Below are 15,909 nucleotides of genomic sequence, written 5' to 3' on the forward strand. Positions count from 1 at the left end.
AAAATGTTGGACTTTTATACTGTTGAAAAACGATAATAGAATTAAAAATAAAATCTTTTACTAACTACATAAAATAATTACAAATGGGATTTAATCTTAAACAATACGGAATTGAGGTTGAGACAATACACAGAAACAGTAGTGTACCCGTTCTTTACGAACTAGGTCTTAGACTTGAAAAAGGAACTGCAATCTCTAGCGTTGGTGCATTAATGACTTACTCTGGAGAAAAAACTGGTAGAAGCCCAAAAGATAAAAGAGTTGTAAAAAACCCTAGATCTGCAAACAATATTGATTGGGGAGATATCAATATCGAATTAGACGAGTATACTTACATGGTAAACAGAGAAAGAGCTGTTGACTATTTAAATATTAAAGAACACTTATACGTAGTAGATGCCTTCGCAGGATGGGATCCAAAATACAGACTTAAAGTACGTATCGTTTGTACAAGAGCATACCACGCATTATTTATGCAGAACATGCTTATCATGCCAACCGCTGAAGAGTTAGAAAACTTTGGAGAACCAGACTATGTAATCTTCAATGCAGGTGGATTCAAAGCAAACAGCTTTACTTCTAGCATGACATCTAAAACAAGTGTTGATGTAAACTTAGAGAAAAAAGAAATTGTAATCTTAGGTACTGAGTACGCTGGTGAGATGAAAAAAGGTATTTTCTCTATCATGAACTACCTAATGCCACTAGAAGGTGTAATGCCAATGCACTGTTCTGCTAACGTAGGTGAAGAAGGAGATGTTACCATCTTATTCGGATTATCAGGAACTGGTAAAACAACGTTAAGTGCGGATCCTAAACGTAAATTGATTGGTGATGATGAGCACTGCTGGACAGATGAAGGTACTTTCAACATTGAAGGTGGATGTTACGCAAAAGCCATTGATCTAAGCGCAGAAAAAGAACCAGATATTTTCAATGCGATTAAATTTGGTACTGTATTAGAAAATGTAGGATTTGATCCAAATACAAGAGTCGTAGATTATTCTGATGTATCTTTCACTCAAAACACAAGAGCATCTTACCCTATTAACTATATAGAAAACGTTCAACTTCCTTGTGTAGCTGGTCACCCTAAAAATATCATCTTCTTAACTTGTGATGCATTTGGTGTGTTACCTCCAGTAAGTAAATTAACACCAGAACAAGCTAGTTACCACTTCATCTCTGGATATACTGCAAAAGTAGCAGGAACAGAAATGGGAGTAACAGAACCAGAAGCTACATTTAGCGCATGTTTTGGAGCAGCATTTATGATGTGGCACCCTAACAAATATGCTGAATTACTAGCAGAAAAAATTAAAGAACACGGAGCTACAGCTTGGCTAGTAAACACAGGATGGAGCGGTGGAGCTTATGGAATAGGAAACAGAATGAAACTGAAATATACTAGAGCTATGATCGATGCTATCCACAACGGAAGTTTTGAAAACGTAGACTATGTAACCGATGAAGGTTTCGGATTCCAAATTCCAACAAGCTGTCCTAACGTACCTAGCGAGATTTTAGTACCTGAAAATACATGGGCTAATAAAGCTGAGTATGAAAAAACAAAAGTTAAATTAATCTCTTTATTCCAGAAAAACTTCAAAAAATTTGAAAGCGGCGTGAACCCTGAAATACTTGAAGCTGGACCTAAAGAAGTTGTAAACTCTTAATAATACATAATTGTAACCTATGAAGTAAAAACCATTGTGTTAAAAATCAATCTAGAAGAGGCTGTCTAAAAAGGCAGTCTCTTTTTTTTGAAAGAATTTAGATTTTGCTTAAATTTAAGAATGAATCGTAAGCAAGTTTGGAAAACCTACCATCAGTCACAGCTTAGTCTTTTACCACCGAGTTATGATGACTTAGTACCTGATAACCATCCCGTTCGGATAGTAGACACGATACTCGAATCGATAGATTTAAGTTTTTTGGAACAGAAATATCGTGGCGGCGGTACCTCAAGCTATCACCCTAAAGTTTTATTGAAGATATTGGTTTATTCTTATCTAAGGAATTTATATTCTTCACGAAAGATCGAGCAATCACTTTCTGAAAATATACATTTTATCTGGCTCAGCGGTGGAGCAAAGCCTGATCATAATACGATTAATAATTTTCGTTCGGGTAAATTGAAAGATTCTTTCAAAGAGATATTTAATCAAGTAGTACTTCTTTTAAATGAGCAAGGTTATTTAAGTTTAAAGGATATCTATGTTGATGGCACTAAGCTAGAAGCTAATGCTAATAAATATACTTTTGTATGGCTAAAAGTATCAAAACTTCCCGTACACGGATTGAGAAACAACTAAAAGAACTCTGGCAGTATGTAGAACAAGTCTATGCAGATGAAGAACAACTACCAAATACTCCTGATTTTGCAGCTATAGATCCTGAGAAAGTCTCAGCCACTATACAACAAATTAATCAGGCACTTGAAAAAAAAACTGTTGATAGTAAGGTAAAACAGAAACTAAATTATGCGCAAAAGAACTGGCCTAAGAATGTAGCTAAGTACAACGAACAGCAAAAGAAGTTAGGGCATCGTCAGAGTATGAGTAAGACCGACCCTGACGCTACCTTCATGCGCATGAAAGAGGATCACATGAAAAATGGTCAGCTAAAACCCGGGTATAATCTACAAGCTTCCACCAATAATCAATTTATAGTACATTACTCGCTGGCGCAAACCACCGCCGACACTACCACTCTTATCGATCATTTGGAAGGTTTTGAAAAAGCCTTTGAACAGACACCTGAAACTCTAACAGCAGATGCTGGTTATGGTAGTGAAGAAAACTATCAGGCACTTGAAGATAAAGACATAAAAGCCTTTGTTAAGTACAATTACTTCCACAAAGAACAAAAACAAGCCAAAGCCCTTGTAGATAAAGCCCCCTTCCATCCAGATAAACTCCATTATAACCAGCAGACAGATACCTATTATTGTCCAATGGGGCAGCCTATGAATTATATAGGAGAAAAACAAAGTAAAACTACCACAGGATACCTACAGACTTACCATCGTTATCAGGCTGCAAACTGCCAAGGATGCACTTTAAGAGGGATATGTCATCAAAGTAAAGGCAATCGAATTATTGAACGAAATCACAAACTTATTGCTTATAAAAAGCAAGCAAAAGAGCGGTTACTGAGCGAGCAGGGAATTACCCATCGCAAACGAAGATGTTGGGAAGTAGAGGCTGTGTTTGGTAATATAAAGCAAAATATGAACTATAAAAGGTGTATGCTTAGGGGCATAGACAAGGTAGAAACCGAAATAGGGCTGATAGCTATGGCTCATAACCTGAATAAACTCTTCCTAAGCAGGGCGTAGAACCTCCCTCTAAACTTTACTCATAATTATTAAATCATATGCTATTCTCCTCATTAATCAACAGAGGTAAACAACAAAAAAAAGACCGCCATAAATACTTTTTAGACAGCCTCTTTGCTTGCATTCTATTTACTCCTTAGTTCAATATCAACATAGAATTTTCTAAACCTAATTCCCATAGACATATAATAAATCATCTACTATACTTCAAGACCTAAAGAAGAATACAACTAGTTACAATGATTAACTAATGTAAGCTATAAACGTCATAAGATTTTTTTAATATTCATAGAACGAGATAACCTTTATTTCCACAAGCACCTAAATAGCGGTAATAGAGACTAGATAAAAACAATCATATAGAAATGTAGTTATAGACAAACTAACATCACTAAACCGACTACAAATACATATTAATCCAGTTGTTATAGCAAACTTCAAACCTAATTTATCTTTATAAACAGATAATATATTTACCAAAAAGAAAAGGCTACCAGTTTTGGTAGCCTTTATATATATTTTTTTGGATTGAATTAATGATTCATTTCCTCTTCACCATCTTGCAATGGAATAGTTTGCGGAACAAAATCCTGTCCAGGAATCACATACTCTCCATCCTCGTTAGTTTTACTATAATCGTATGGCCACCTGTGTACGTGAGGAATTTCTCCTGGCCAGTTACCGTGTAAATGTTCTACTGGAGTAGTCCACTCAAGTGTATTTGATTTCCATGGGTTTTGAGTTGCCTTCTTACCGTAAAACATACTTCTGAAGAAGTTCCATAAAAAGAATAATTGTGCAAAACCAGCTAATAACGCAAAGATTGTAATTACAACATTTGTGTCTTGTAATTCATCAAATAATGGAAACGCCGAGTTACTATAATAACGTCTTGGAAGACCAGCTAGTCCAATAAAGTGCATTGGGAAGAAAACACCATAAGCAGCAATTAAAGTTAACCAGAAATGAACATAACCTAAATTCTTGCTCATCATTCTACCAAACATTTTAGGATACCAGTGATAAATACCAGCAAACATTCCGTATAAAGATGAAATACCCATTACTAAGTGGAAGTGAGCTACTACGAAATACGTATCATGCACGTTAATATCCAAAGTACTATCTCCTAAAATAATACCTGTTAAACCACCAGTAATAAAGGTAGAAACCATACCTATTGAGAACAACATGGCTGGGTTCATTTGAAGATTACCTTTCCATAGTGTTGTTATATAGTTAAATCCTTTTACAGCCGAAGGAATCGCAATCAATAAGGTTGTGAATGTAAATACAGAACCTAAGAATGGATTCATCCCTGATACAAACATATGGTGACCCCATACAATTGTAGAAAGGAAGGCAATAGCTAAAATAGAAGCAATCATTGCACGGTAACCAAAAATTGGTTTACGTGAATTGGTTGCAATAACTTCTGAAGTGATACCCAATGCAGGTAACAATACAATGTATACCTCTGGGTGACCAAGGAACCAGAACAAGTGCTCATACAATACTGGAGAACCTCCTTGATAGTGTAATGCTTCACCTCCAATAAATATATCTGACAAGAAGAAGGAAGTACCAAAACTTCTATCCATAATCAATAATAATGCAGCAGATAATAATACTGGGAAAGAAACTACACCAATTACAGCTGTAATAAATAAAGCCCACATAGTTAAAGGTAATCTAGTCATAGACATACCTTTTGTACGTAAATTCAAAACAGTAACTATATAGTTCAAAGACCCCATTAAAGAAGAAGCAATGAAAATAGCCATAGATACCAACCATAATGTCATACCTAAACCAGAACCTGGTTGTGCTTGTGGTAATGCACTTAATGGAGGATAAATAGTCCATCCAGCAGCTGCAGGACCAGCCTCAATAAATAATGATCCTACCATGATAATCGCAGATAAAAAGAACATCCAATAAGAAAGCATGTTCATAAAACCTGAAGCCATATCACGTGCTCCAATTTGCAATGGAATTAATAAGTTACTAAAAGTACCACTTAAACCCTGTGTTAACACGAAGAATACCATAATGGTACCGTGGATAGTTACTAATGCTAAATAAATATTCGCATCCATTACTCCATCAGGAGCCCATTTTCCTAAAAGAACTTCAAATATCTTAAAAGATTCACCTGGCCAAGCCAATTGCATTCTGAATAATAAAGACATGGCAATACCAATGATACCCATTAACAAACCTGTAATAAGGAATTGTTTAGAGATCATCTTATGATCTTGACTAAAGATATACTTTGTTACAAAAGTTTCTTTATGATGTGCGTGTTCTGACATGATTTATTTTTATAATTTTTTTAAACCGAAATCCTTAATTAGTTTACTCCAATAATTGAAGCTTCGTCATCTGAAATAAACACTTCTGACTGTGCCATTTCACCATTTGAAGAATCATCTTTACCCATTGATGCAGCAAAAGTTTTTTGCTCTTTCATCCAAGCATTAAAATCTTCTTCAGATTCTACGATGATTTTCATTTGCATATTGTAGTGAGACTGCCCACAAATTTTGTTACACAATAATAGGTAATCAAATTCGTATGGGTCTGCATCTTCACCATTAGCACGCTTTTCAGCTCTAATGTCATTAATACGCTCTACCTTTTCTACAATTCCTCCATCAGCTCTCATTTCCTCAGTTGTTACTGTTGGAGTGAAAGAGAATTGAGTGATCATACCCGGGACACAGTTCATCTGTGCTCTAAAGTGAGGCATGTATGCAGAGTGAATTACGTCTTGAGATCTCATTTTGAATAAAACTTTCTTACCTACTGGTAAATGTAATTCTGTTGCAATAACATCATCATCAGCATTTGGATCTGCTTCATTGATTCCTAAAATATTAGAACTTGCGATATCAATCAATCTAACATTGGCTTCACCTAATGTATTATCTTGACCAGCGTATCTAGCTTTCCAGTTAAACTGTTGTGCATATAATTCTATAACCATAGGATCTTCATCTTCAGAATTCACATCCATAATCGTAGTCCAAGTAAATAATCCATAAAGAATTAAACCAGCTAAAGTAATTACTGGGATAATAGTCCAAATCATTTCTAACTTGTCATTATCTGCATAGAACAATGCTTTTTTACCTTTTTGTCCTTTGTATTTATAAGCAAAGAAAAATAACAATCCTTGAGTTAAAAACTGAACGAAAAAGATTAAAACCATAGACATGGTCATAAGAAAATCATAATCGTCACCATGTTCAGATGCTGGTGTACCTAGAACTAAAGGTCCCCATTTGAAAACACCATATATCATGAAGATATAAAAAGCGGCCAAAAATCCAAACATTAGATAACCGTTCAATTTGTTATCCTTATCATTTGCAACCTCCGAATTATCGGTATGTGCTTGCGACAATTCGAATATCTTGCTCATTTGCCAAATTGCGATGGCAACCAGAACTAAAACTATTATTGCTAAAAAGGTAGTCATTATATAATTTTTGTTTACTCTATACTCTATTAATAGTGGAAATGTTTACTTTCTTCAATAAATGGATCACGCTTAGGTAACCATACTTTAGTTTTAGCAAAAGCACTTGTTACTGTAATTAAGAATAAACCTAAGAAGAATAAAATACTTCCAATCTCTGGAGCTCCGAAAGACCAGTGCTCACCTACTGTTGAAGGCATTACAATTTGGAAAAGATCCATGTAATGACCTATAAGAATAAACGTACCCGCTAAGAAAATAAACCAAGGTTTACGTTTAAAATCACTATTCATTAAAATAAGGAATGGGAACAAGAAGTTGATGGCAACCATTCCAAAGAATATTGGATTATAGTGCTCAATTCTTGGTAAGAAATATCCAGATTCCTCAGGGATGTTTGCATACCACTGTAACATGAATTGTCCAAACCATAAATATGTCCAGAAGATACTTAAACCAAACATAAATTTAGCTAAATCATGTAAGTGACTATCATTAACAAACTCTAAAAGACCTTTAGATTTCAAATAAACAGTACTCATAGCAATAACTGTAATAGCACTTACAAACATTGTTGCGAAAACATACCAAGCAAATAATGTACTATACCAGTGTGGCTCTAAACTCATGAACCAATCCCAAGCCATCATAGATTCTGAAACAAAGAAGAATAATAAGAAAAATACAGATATTTTAAAGTTCTTCTTATAGTTTGAATCATCTGTAGCTTCATCTTGAGCCAATGAATATTTTCTAGAGATAAATCTATATCCAATCCAACCAGCGATAAAGATAGCAGCTCTAATAATGAAGAAAGGTGAATTCAAATATCCACTTTTACCAGCTAAAATTGTATCGTGATCTGTAATTCCAGGTTCCATCCAAAGATACAGGTGATTCATGTGTGATATTGTCAATACAAAAAAGACAAACAAAATAATACCACCAGGAACCAAGTAAGATGTAATCGCCTCCATTACTCTAAACAATACTGGAGACCATCCTGCTTGTGCTACTCTTTGAACTGCATAGAATACCAAGGTACCTAGAGACAACATAAAGAAGAAAAATCCAGCAATTAACACAGCAGACCAAGGTCTGTTTTGTAATTGATGAAATACATGCTCTGCGTGTTCATCGTGACCAGCTTCCGCATGATGTGTACTTTCTGCATTATGTTCATCTTCGGCATGATGGGCAACTTCACCTTCATGATGATCCATTTTCATTACATGCGCTTCTTCCGCTTCAGCATGGCCACCGCCGTGATGTGCACTAGCCTCTTTTACTATTGCAGCAGCTTCTTCAACAGTTGATGGAGCATTTAAGAATCCCATTGCGATTCCAATTAACCCCAAAACCATGCAAACAATTGCAGTAATTTTTAATTTATTTGATAACGTGTACATATCTCTTAACGAATATTTTTCTGTTGAAGTTTGTTTTTATTTCGACAATTTAGTTTTGAGACTCATCACATACTCAGCAACTTGCCAGCGTTCTTTCTCATTCAATTGAACAGCATAAGAACCCATAGAGTTTAATCCGTAATAAATTACATGATAAACACTACCTTCTGAAATATCTCTATCGGCATAATTAGGAACCCCTAAAAACTTTTCTCTCTCTACCAATGTTCCATTACCATCACCTTTATCACCGTGACAAATGGCACAATAAATTGTAAAAAGCTCTTTACCTTTAGCCATATCAGCTTCCATATTCACACTATCCAGAGGACTATGAAGATTTACCTTAGCTAGATCGTACCCTTCTGTGGTGTTCTCATAATCATAAGGCAACCATCCTCTTTTGATTGTATTTGCTGGCGGAAGTTGTGCTTCTTTATCATTTGGAAAAGCGTCTGACTCCTGGTATGTTTCATAACTTACACCTTCATACATGTTAGGGAAGTATTGATAGTTTGGTTTAGAACTATTGAAACAAGAAGTTACAGAAGCTGCAACACCCAAAACAATTCCTATTTTAAATAAGCTTTTCATATCTTATATTAATGCTTTTCTGAAACAATTACTTCAACTGCTCCAGTTTCTTCTAACAAAGCAGTTAATTCTTTTTCATTTCCATGAAGCGCAATCTCCATTAAGAAATGATCATCTGTTGTTCTTACGTCTGGATTTTCAGCTTCTTTAAATGGCCATAATCTACTTCTCATGTAGAATGTGATTACCATTAAGTGAGCCGCAAAGAAAACTGTCATTTCAAACATAATTGGAATGAATGTTGGCAAGTTTTCAATGAAACTAAAACTTGGTTTACCACCAATGTTTTGAGGCCAGTCAACAATCATCATATAGTACATCATTGTTGCAGCAACACTGATTCCTACACAACCAAAAATAAAAGAACAAATAGCTAATCTTGTATGCTCTAAGCCCATGGCTTTATCCAATCCGTGTACCGGAAAAGGCGTAAAGATTTCTTCTATATGATGCTTTTCTGCTTTTACCTTTTTAACAGCATGTAAAAGCACATCATCATCATTGTAAATAGCTTGTATAACTTTATTACTCATGATTGCCGTCTCTTAATTTTTTATATTTTTCACCAGATGATTTCAAAATAGTTTTTACCTCTGCCTGTGCAATTACAGGGAATGTTCTTGCATATAATAAGAACAATACGAAGAAGAAACCGATAGTTCCAATGAACACTCCTATATCTATAAATGTAGGAGAGAACATTGTCCAAGATGATGGTAAGTGACCTTTACTTAAGTCGATAACGATAATATCGAAACGCTCAAACCACATTCCTATGTTTATCACAATAGAAACAATGAAAGACCACATATAGTTCGTTCTTAATTTTTTAACCCATAAAGTTTGTGGAACAATGAAGTTACAGATAATCAATGCCCAGAAAGCCCACCAGTAAGGTCCAGTTGCTGCTCCAATAGACATATATGTATAATCTTCATAATTTGTTCCTGAATACCATCCGATAAAGAATTCAGTGATATAAGCAACCGATACAACTCCACCGGTTAACAAGATTACTTTATTCATATTTTCGATATGAACAATCGTAATGTAGTTTTCTAGATTTGAAACCTTTCTCATGATGATCAACAATGTTAATACCATTGCAAATCCAGAGAAGATAGCTCCAGCTACGAAATACGGAGGGAAAATTGTTGAGTGCCATCCAGGTATTACAGAAGTAGCAAAGTCAAAAGATACAATGGTGTGTACCGAAAGTACTAAAGGAGTTGCCAAACCAGCTAATACCAAAGAAACCTCTTCAAAACGTTGCCAATCTTTAGCACGTCCACTCCATCCGAAACTTAATAAAGAATAAATTTTCTTTTGGAAAGGCTTCACAGCTCTATCACGAAGCATTGCAAAATCAGGTAACAAACCAGTCCACCAGAAAACCAATGAAACCGATAAATAGGTAGAAATTGCGAATACATCCCATAAAAGCGGTGAGTTAAAGTTTACCCACAAAGAACCAAACTGGTTAGGAATAGGTAATACCCAATAAGCTAACCAAGGACGTCCCATGTGAATAATTGGGAAAAGACCCGCCTGAACTACCGAGAAAATTGTCATTGCCTCAGCAGAACGGTTAATCGCCATTCTCCACTTTTGACGGAACAATAATAATACTGCAGATATCAAGGTACCTGCGTGACCAATACCAACCCACCAAACGAAGTTAGTAATATCCCAGGCCCAACCAACAGTTTTGTTAAGCCCCCAAACACCAATACCGGTAGATACAGTATAAATGATACATCCAAGTCCCCATAAAAAGGCAACCAATGCTATTGAGAACACTATCCACCATTGTTTGTTTGCTCTCCCTTCAACCGGAGCGGCTACATCAACAGTAACATCGTGATAAGTCTTATCACCGGTTACTAAGGGTTCACGTATAGGTGCTTCGTAATGCGACGCCATAATACTATTTTATATAATAATTATTAGTTTATTTTATTTTATCTTAAGCTTCTTCTGTGTTTCTAACTTTTACTTGATAGATCACATTTGGTCTTGTTCCTTTGAATCCTAGTAAATGATACATACGGTCATCTTCTTTTAACTTAGATATTTCACTCTCTTTGTTATTAACATCACCAAATACCATTGCTCCAGTACTACATGCAGCAGAACAAGCAGTTTGGAATTCTCCATCCTCTATTGTTCTACCTTCACGTTTGGCATCAAGAATAGTTTTTTGTGTCATTTGCATACACATAGAACATTTCTCCATAACACCTCTAGAACGTACTACAACATCTGGATTCAACACCATACGACCTAAATCATTATTCATATGGAAATCAAATTCATCATTCTCAGCATATAAGAACCAATTGAAACGACGAACTTTATAAGGACAGTTATTAGCACAATAACGAGTACCAACACATCGATTATAAATCATTTGATTTTGACCTTGACGACCATGTGAAGTTGCCGCTACAGGACAAACTGTTTCACAAGGCGCATGATTACAATGCTGACACATCACCGGTTGAAATGCTACCTGTGGATTCGCAGAAGGATCTTCTAACTCATGATAAGTTGAAATTGCCCCAGGAGCTGCTTCCACTTTTTCAACATCCGCTTCAAAACTTTCTTCAGAAGAATAGTATCTATCAATACGCAGCCAATGCATATCTCTAAATTTTCTAATCTCACTTTTACCTACAACAGGTACATTATTTTCCGCATGACATGCAATAACACATGCTCCACACCCTGTACATGAAGACAAGTCTATAGACAAGTTAAAGTGATGCCCAACAGTTGTATCAAATTCCTGCCATAAGTTAGCCTCATCAGCTTCAACCTCTTGATGCATCATAGATACTTCTGGTTGAGGATTCCAATGATGAGCATTTTCAGTATTAAATACCTCTAAAGTAGTTTCTCTTAAAATATCTCCACGACCATCTAAAGTATTTTGCATCTGAACTGAAGCAAACTCATGAGTCCCAGAAACTTTTTCAATTTTCACAGGCTGAACATTATTTCCTTCAAAATAAAACGGATAAGCATTTACACCTACCTGCATTTCTTCTTGAACACCTTCCTTCTTACCATACCCAAGAGCTAAACCAACAGATCCCTTTGCTTGACCAGGTTGAATTAAAACTGGAACAGTAGCAGAAACTCCATTAACGGTAATTTTTGCATAACTACCGTCTAAACCTCCATTATCAGCTAATGTATTTTCAAAGCCCCATGCATCAGCATCAGCTTTAGATACCGTTAGATAGTTATCCCAAGTATTTCTTGTAATTGGATCCGGAAATTCTTGCAACCAAGGATTATTTGCCTGCTGACCATCACCCATACCGGTTTTGGTATACAACATCAATTCAACACCTTCTACTGAAGATTTCGCTAAACGAACAGCGTAATCACCAGCACCAGAAGCTAAAACTACAGGTGCAGATTCGACATTCATAGCCCCTTCCGAAACAACTCCTTCATTAGAAGCTGTTACACCAGCAGATGTATTTTTATAAACCCCATCATGTAATGCTTGATTCCAACTAGAACCATTCAAGATTGACGTTGTCCAATTTTCTTTTACATATTCGTAATAAGAAGTATCATTACCCATCCAGTTTAATAATGCATCCTGAAATTGCATAGTATCAAACAATGGACGAATAGTTGGCTGCATTAAACTGTAATGACCTTTTTTAATCTCTACATCACCCCAAGACTCTAAATAATGAGGCATTGCAGCTACATATGTAGATTTCAATGCTGTTTCATCCTCTTTCATAGAGAATACTACAGATGTACCTACTTTACTCAATCCTTGTTCAAAAGATTTAGCTTCTGCTAAAGTATATAAAGGATTTACCCCCACCATTACTAGAACTCCTACTTTACCAGAGTTCATATCTTTTATTAACGATTGAACTGAACTAAAATTACCTTTTCTAGTATATAAAGGTGAAGATGGATCAAAAGCCTCACTAGACAGACTCTCATTGATAGCTAAAGCCAATGCTTGCGCATTATCATCTTGCAAACCTGTAAGAACAACTGCTTTTGAACCAGCTTTCTTAACCTGCTTTGCAGCAGCCTTCACAGCCTCTTCTGCAGCTTCAGGAAGAGAACCTCCTATAGAAACTCCAGTCATAGCACCGTAAAATTTAGCAATTGCTATTTTAACTTGACTTGGCGTTAACGCAACTCTCTTATCTGCATTAGCACCTGTCAAACTCATATTAGATTCAAACTGAACATGGCGAGACATTTTTCCATTACTCGGAACTCTACCCTTTGCATAACTACCTTCAAAACCTCCACCTTGCCAATCAGCAATAAAATCAGCATCAAAAGAAACTATAACTTCAGCTTTTGACAAATCGTAATCTGCCATTGCACGTGTACCATATTTAGCTTCAAAAGCATTCAAAGCTGCATCTTCCGAAACAGCATCATAAATAACATGCTTTACACCACCAACAGCAGCAGAATATTCGCTTACCAATTTAGCAGTGGAAGGACTCGCAAAAGTTTGCGTTAAAAACACAACATCTTTACCCTGAGCTTTTGCTTGTTGAATTTTAGCCTTCACATCAGCATTCAAATCAGACCAAGAAACATCTTTCCCATCCTTTTTAGGACCCTGAACACGTTTTGTATCATACATAGACAATACAGATGCAACTACTCTTGCATTTGCACTACTATTAACTTCTGCTTTATCATGATTTTTTACAAATATTGGCCTACCCTCTCTGGTTTTAACCAATACACTTGCAAAATCATACCCATCCGCTATTGTAGACGCATAGTAATTAGCTACACCCGGACGTATTTCTTCTGGCTGTACTACGTAAGGTATTGCCTTTTTCACAGGACCTTCACAAGCTGCTAAAGATGCAGCAGCAGTACTAAAACCAACAAACTTTAAAAAGTCTCTTCGTGATGTTGCTGAAGAATCTTCTTGAGATTGCTCTCCTAAAAATTGATCAACAGGAATCTCATTTACAAACTCATTCTGTTTTAGCGTCTCAACCTTAGAGCTATTCTCAGGTTTTAGCTCTTCGACACTTACCCAGTATTTTTTGTTTGATGCCATGTTATATATAAAATTAGCTCTTTTGACAATTAATTAATAGTGACACTTACCACACTCTAGACCACCTAAGTCACCAATGGTCAACTCATCTTTACCATACTTTTTGGCAAGTTGATCGTGAATTTTACCGTAATACTCTTCATAGTACTCATTACCATCCATCTTCACATTTGTCTCACGGTGACAGTTGATACACCAACCCATAGTTAACGGCGCATACTGCTCTAAAACTTCCATCTCCTCAACTGGTCCGTGACATTCTTGACACATTACACCAGCAACAGTTACGTGTTGAGAGTGATTGAAATACGCAAAATCAGGTAAATTATGAATACGAACCCATTTCACAGATTCTGTTTCTCCAGTATAAGTCATTGTTGAAGCATCCCAACCAACAGCTTTGTATAACTTTTGGATTTGAGCATCGTAAAATTCTTTTGGATGTTTTTCTGTTCCCGTCTCTTCAGCAACCTCACTAATATTCTTATGACAGTTCATACAAATATTCAAGGAAGGAATTCCTGATGTTTTACTAACACGTGCAGAAGAGTGACAATACTTACAGTCAATACCATTATCACCAGCGTGAATTCTGTGTGAGAAATGAATTGGCTGCACTGGCTGATAACCTTTATCTACACCTACCTGCATAAAGTAACCGTAGGCAAAGTATGCAGAAACCAACAATAAGAAAATCACTGAAACAATCACCAAGAATTGGTTTTGAACAAATGCTTTCCAAATCGGCAGTCTTTTTTCTTTCTCTTCGCTTAATGCTATTCCATTCGCTTCAGCAATTCTTCTTAATGTCTGATTAACCACATAAAGCATTACAATCATTAACGCAAAACCAAGCGCTAAAGCTCCTAAAACTATATTTGTATTAATCCCACCTGAATTACCACCATCTGAACTCCCAGAACCACCATCAGTTGAAGCAGTTTGTTTTGGCTCAGCTTTTGGCTGCATTGTGTAAGCAATGATATCGTCAATATCCGCTTCAGACAGCTGTGGAAAAGCAGTCATTTGAGTTTGGTTAAATTCTTCATAGATAGCTACCGCATCAGCATCACCTGCTTTTATCAATGCAGAACTATTATGAATCCAACTGTACAACCATTCCTTATCATGCTTGTCGCCTACACCACGAAGCGCAGGACCTGTCATTCTTTTATCTAAAGCGTGACATGCAGCACAATTGGAGTTAAAGAGTTTTTTCCCATTTGCAGGATCACCAGCAGCATCAGTACCTGAAGTAGCTGCTTGCTCTGTAGAAGCAGCATCTTCCGAAGTTGCTTCCTGTGAAAAAACAGTGGTTGAAAATGCTAACAGAAGTGCTAGACTTAAACCTAAAATTTTAGAGGTTGAATAACGGTGTTTCACCTTTTTCATATTAGTAAATTGTATTATCAATCTAAAGTTGGCATGATTTTTACAATGATAAAAATCATATATTCCGATGAACTGAGAGCAAAAATACAATATAGAGTCCATTTTAGAAATGTTACAGAAGCGTTAATATTCAATTTATATCAATTCTAAATAATTTTAAATTTCCATACCCAAACAATAAAAATTACTTTTGCAACATTAAGTATTCAATATGAGATTTTTAAAGATGAAAAAACTGTATGCATTATCCTTTTTAGGATTATTTTCTACACAGATAAATTATAGTCAAACGGAAAATAACAACATAGAACAACCCGAAGTTGTAGCCAAATTAATGGAACTTAAAACTGAGCTTGGATATGATGAAAACATAGATAAAATCTATAAAATTCAGATATACAGCGGTGGTAAAGCCAATACTGAAGAAGCTTCTAAAGAATTCATAGAAAAGTTTCCTGATTGGAATTTTGAAATCAACTATGAGTATCCAAACTACAAATTAAGAGCAGGAAAATTTAGAACAAGACTAGAAGCAGACAAGCACTTAATTGCCATTAAAAAAGAATACCCAGGAGCACTGATCATTAATCCTAAGAAATAAAAAAAGCCGGCT

At 35.8% G+C, this 15,909-nt stretch carries 10 protein-coding genes and 1 pseudogene; 3 read left to right on the top strand and 8 right to left on the bottom strand.

Going from position 1 to position 15,909, the window contains the following annotated elements; all coding sequences use genetic code 11:
- The first annotated feature begins 83 nt into the window (after positions 1-83).
- Both pckA and BM383_RS11395 read left to right on the top strand, forming a co-directional pair.
- Positions 84-1,676, top strand: a complete 1,593-nt coding sequence (pckA, locus tag BM383_RS11390) for a phosphoenolpyruvate carboxykinase (ATP) (RefSeq protein ID WP_093025269.1) — start codon at positions 84-86, stop codon at positions 1,674-1,676.
- A 120-nt stretch (positions 1,677-1,796) separates the two neighbouring features.
- Positions 1,797-3,340 (top strand): annotated as a pseudogene (locus tag BM383_RS11395) (IS1182 family transposase).
- Positions 3,341-3,873: 533 nt separating this feature from the next.
- Here the strand turns inward: BM383_RS11395 and BM383_RS11400 are convergent.
- From BM383_RS11400 to BM383_RS11435, 8 genes are read right to left on the bottom strand one after another with little or no spacing between them, the layout of a single operon-like run.
- Complete coding sequence (locus BM383_RS11400; RefSeq protein WP_093025270.1) at positions 3,874-5,655, bottom strand: cytochrome c oxidase subunit I; 1,782 nt, start codon at positions 5,653-5,655, stop codon at positions 3,874-3,876.
- 38 nt (positions 5,656-5,693) lie between these two features.
- Positions 5,694-6,824, bottom strand: coding sequence for a cytochrome c oxidase subunit II (locus BM383_RS11405; protein WP_093025271.1), 1,131 nt, complete (start codon positions 6,822-6,824; stop codon positions 5,694-5,696).
- Between the two features lie 29 nt (positions 6,825-6,853).
- Positions 6,854-8,233, bottom strand: a complete 1,380-nt coding sequence (locus BM383_RS11410; protein ID WP_093025272.1) for a quinol:cytochrome C oxidoreductase — start codon at positions 8,231-8,233, stop codon at positions 6,854-6,856.
- Positions 8,234-8,269: 36 nt separating this feature from the next.
- A complete protein-coding gene (locus BM383_RS11415) occupies positions 8,270-8,827 on the bottom strand; it encodes a c-type cytochrome (RefSeq protein WP_093025273.1) in 558 nt (185 codons plus the stop codon).
- A gap of 8 nt (positions 8,828-8,835) precedes the next feature.
- The gene (locus BM383_RS11420; RefSeq protein WP_093025274.1) at positions 8,836-9,360 is read right to left on the bottom strand and encodes a DUF3341 domain-containing protein; all 525 of its coding nucleotides are present in this window, start codon (positions 9,358-9,360) and stop codon (positions 8,836-8,838) included.
- Positions 9,353-10,750, bottom strand: coding sequence for an NrfD/PsrC family molybdoenzyme membrane anchor subunit (nrfD, locus tag BM383_RS11425; protein ID WP_093025275.1), 1,398 nt, complete (start codon positions 10,748-10,750; stop codon positions 9,353-9,355). The genes BM383_RS11420 and nrfD overlap by 8 nt, the downstream gene beginning before the upstream one ends.
- Positions 10,751-10,793: 43 nt before the next feature.
- Entirely contained in the window at positions 10,794-13,904 is a 3,111-nt protein-coding gene (locus tag BM383_RS11430; protein WP_093025276.1) for a TAT-variant-translocated molybdopterin oxidoreductase, read from the bottom strand.
- A gap of 33 nt (positions 13,905-13,937) precedes the next feature.
- Positions 13,938-15,296 (bottom strand): c-type cytochrome, encoded by a 1,359-nt coding sequence (locus BM383_RS11435; RefSeq protein ID WP_093025277.1) that lies wholly within the window; start codon positions 15,294-15,296, stop codon positions 13,938-13,940.
- 226 nt (positions 15,297-15,522) lie between these two features.
- Between BM383_RS11435 and BM383_RS11440 the strand changes: the two genes are divergently transcribed.
- Positions 15,523-15,897, top strand: a complete 375-nt coding sequence (locus BM383_RS11440; RefSeq protein WP_093025278.1) for an SPOR domain-containing protein — start codon at positions 15,523-15,525, stop codon at positions 15,895-15,897.
- Positions 15,898-15,909: the final 12 nt, after the last annotated feature.

This window comes from Pustulibacterium marinum (assembly GCF_900116665.1).
Lineage (GTDB): Bacteria > Bacteroidota > Bacteroidia > Flavobacteriales > Flavobacteriaceae > Pustulibacterium > Pustulibacterium marinum.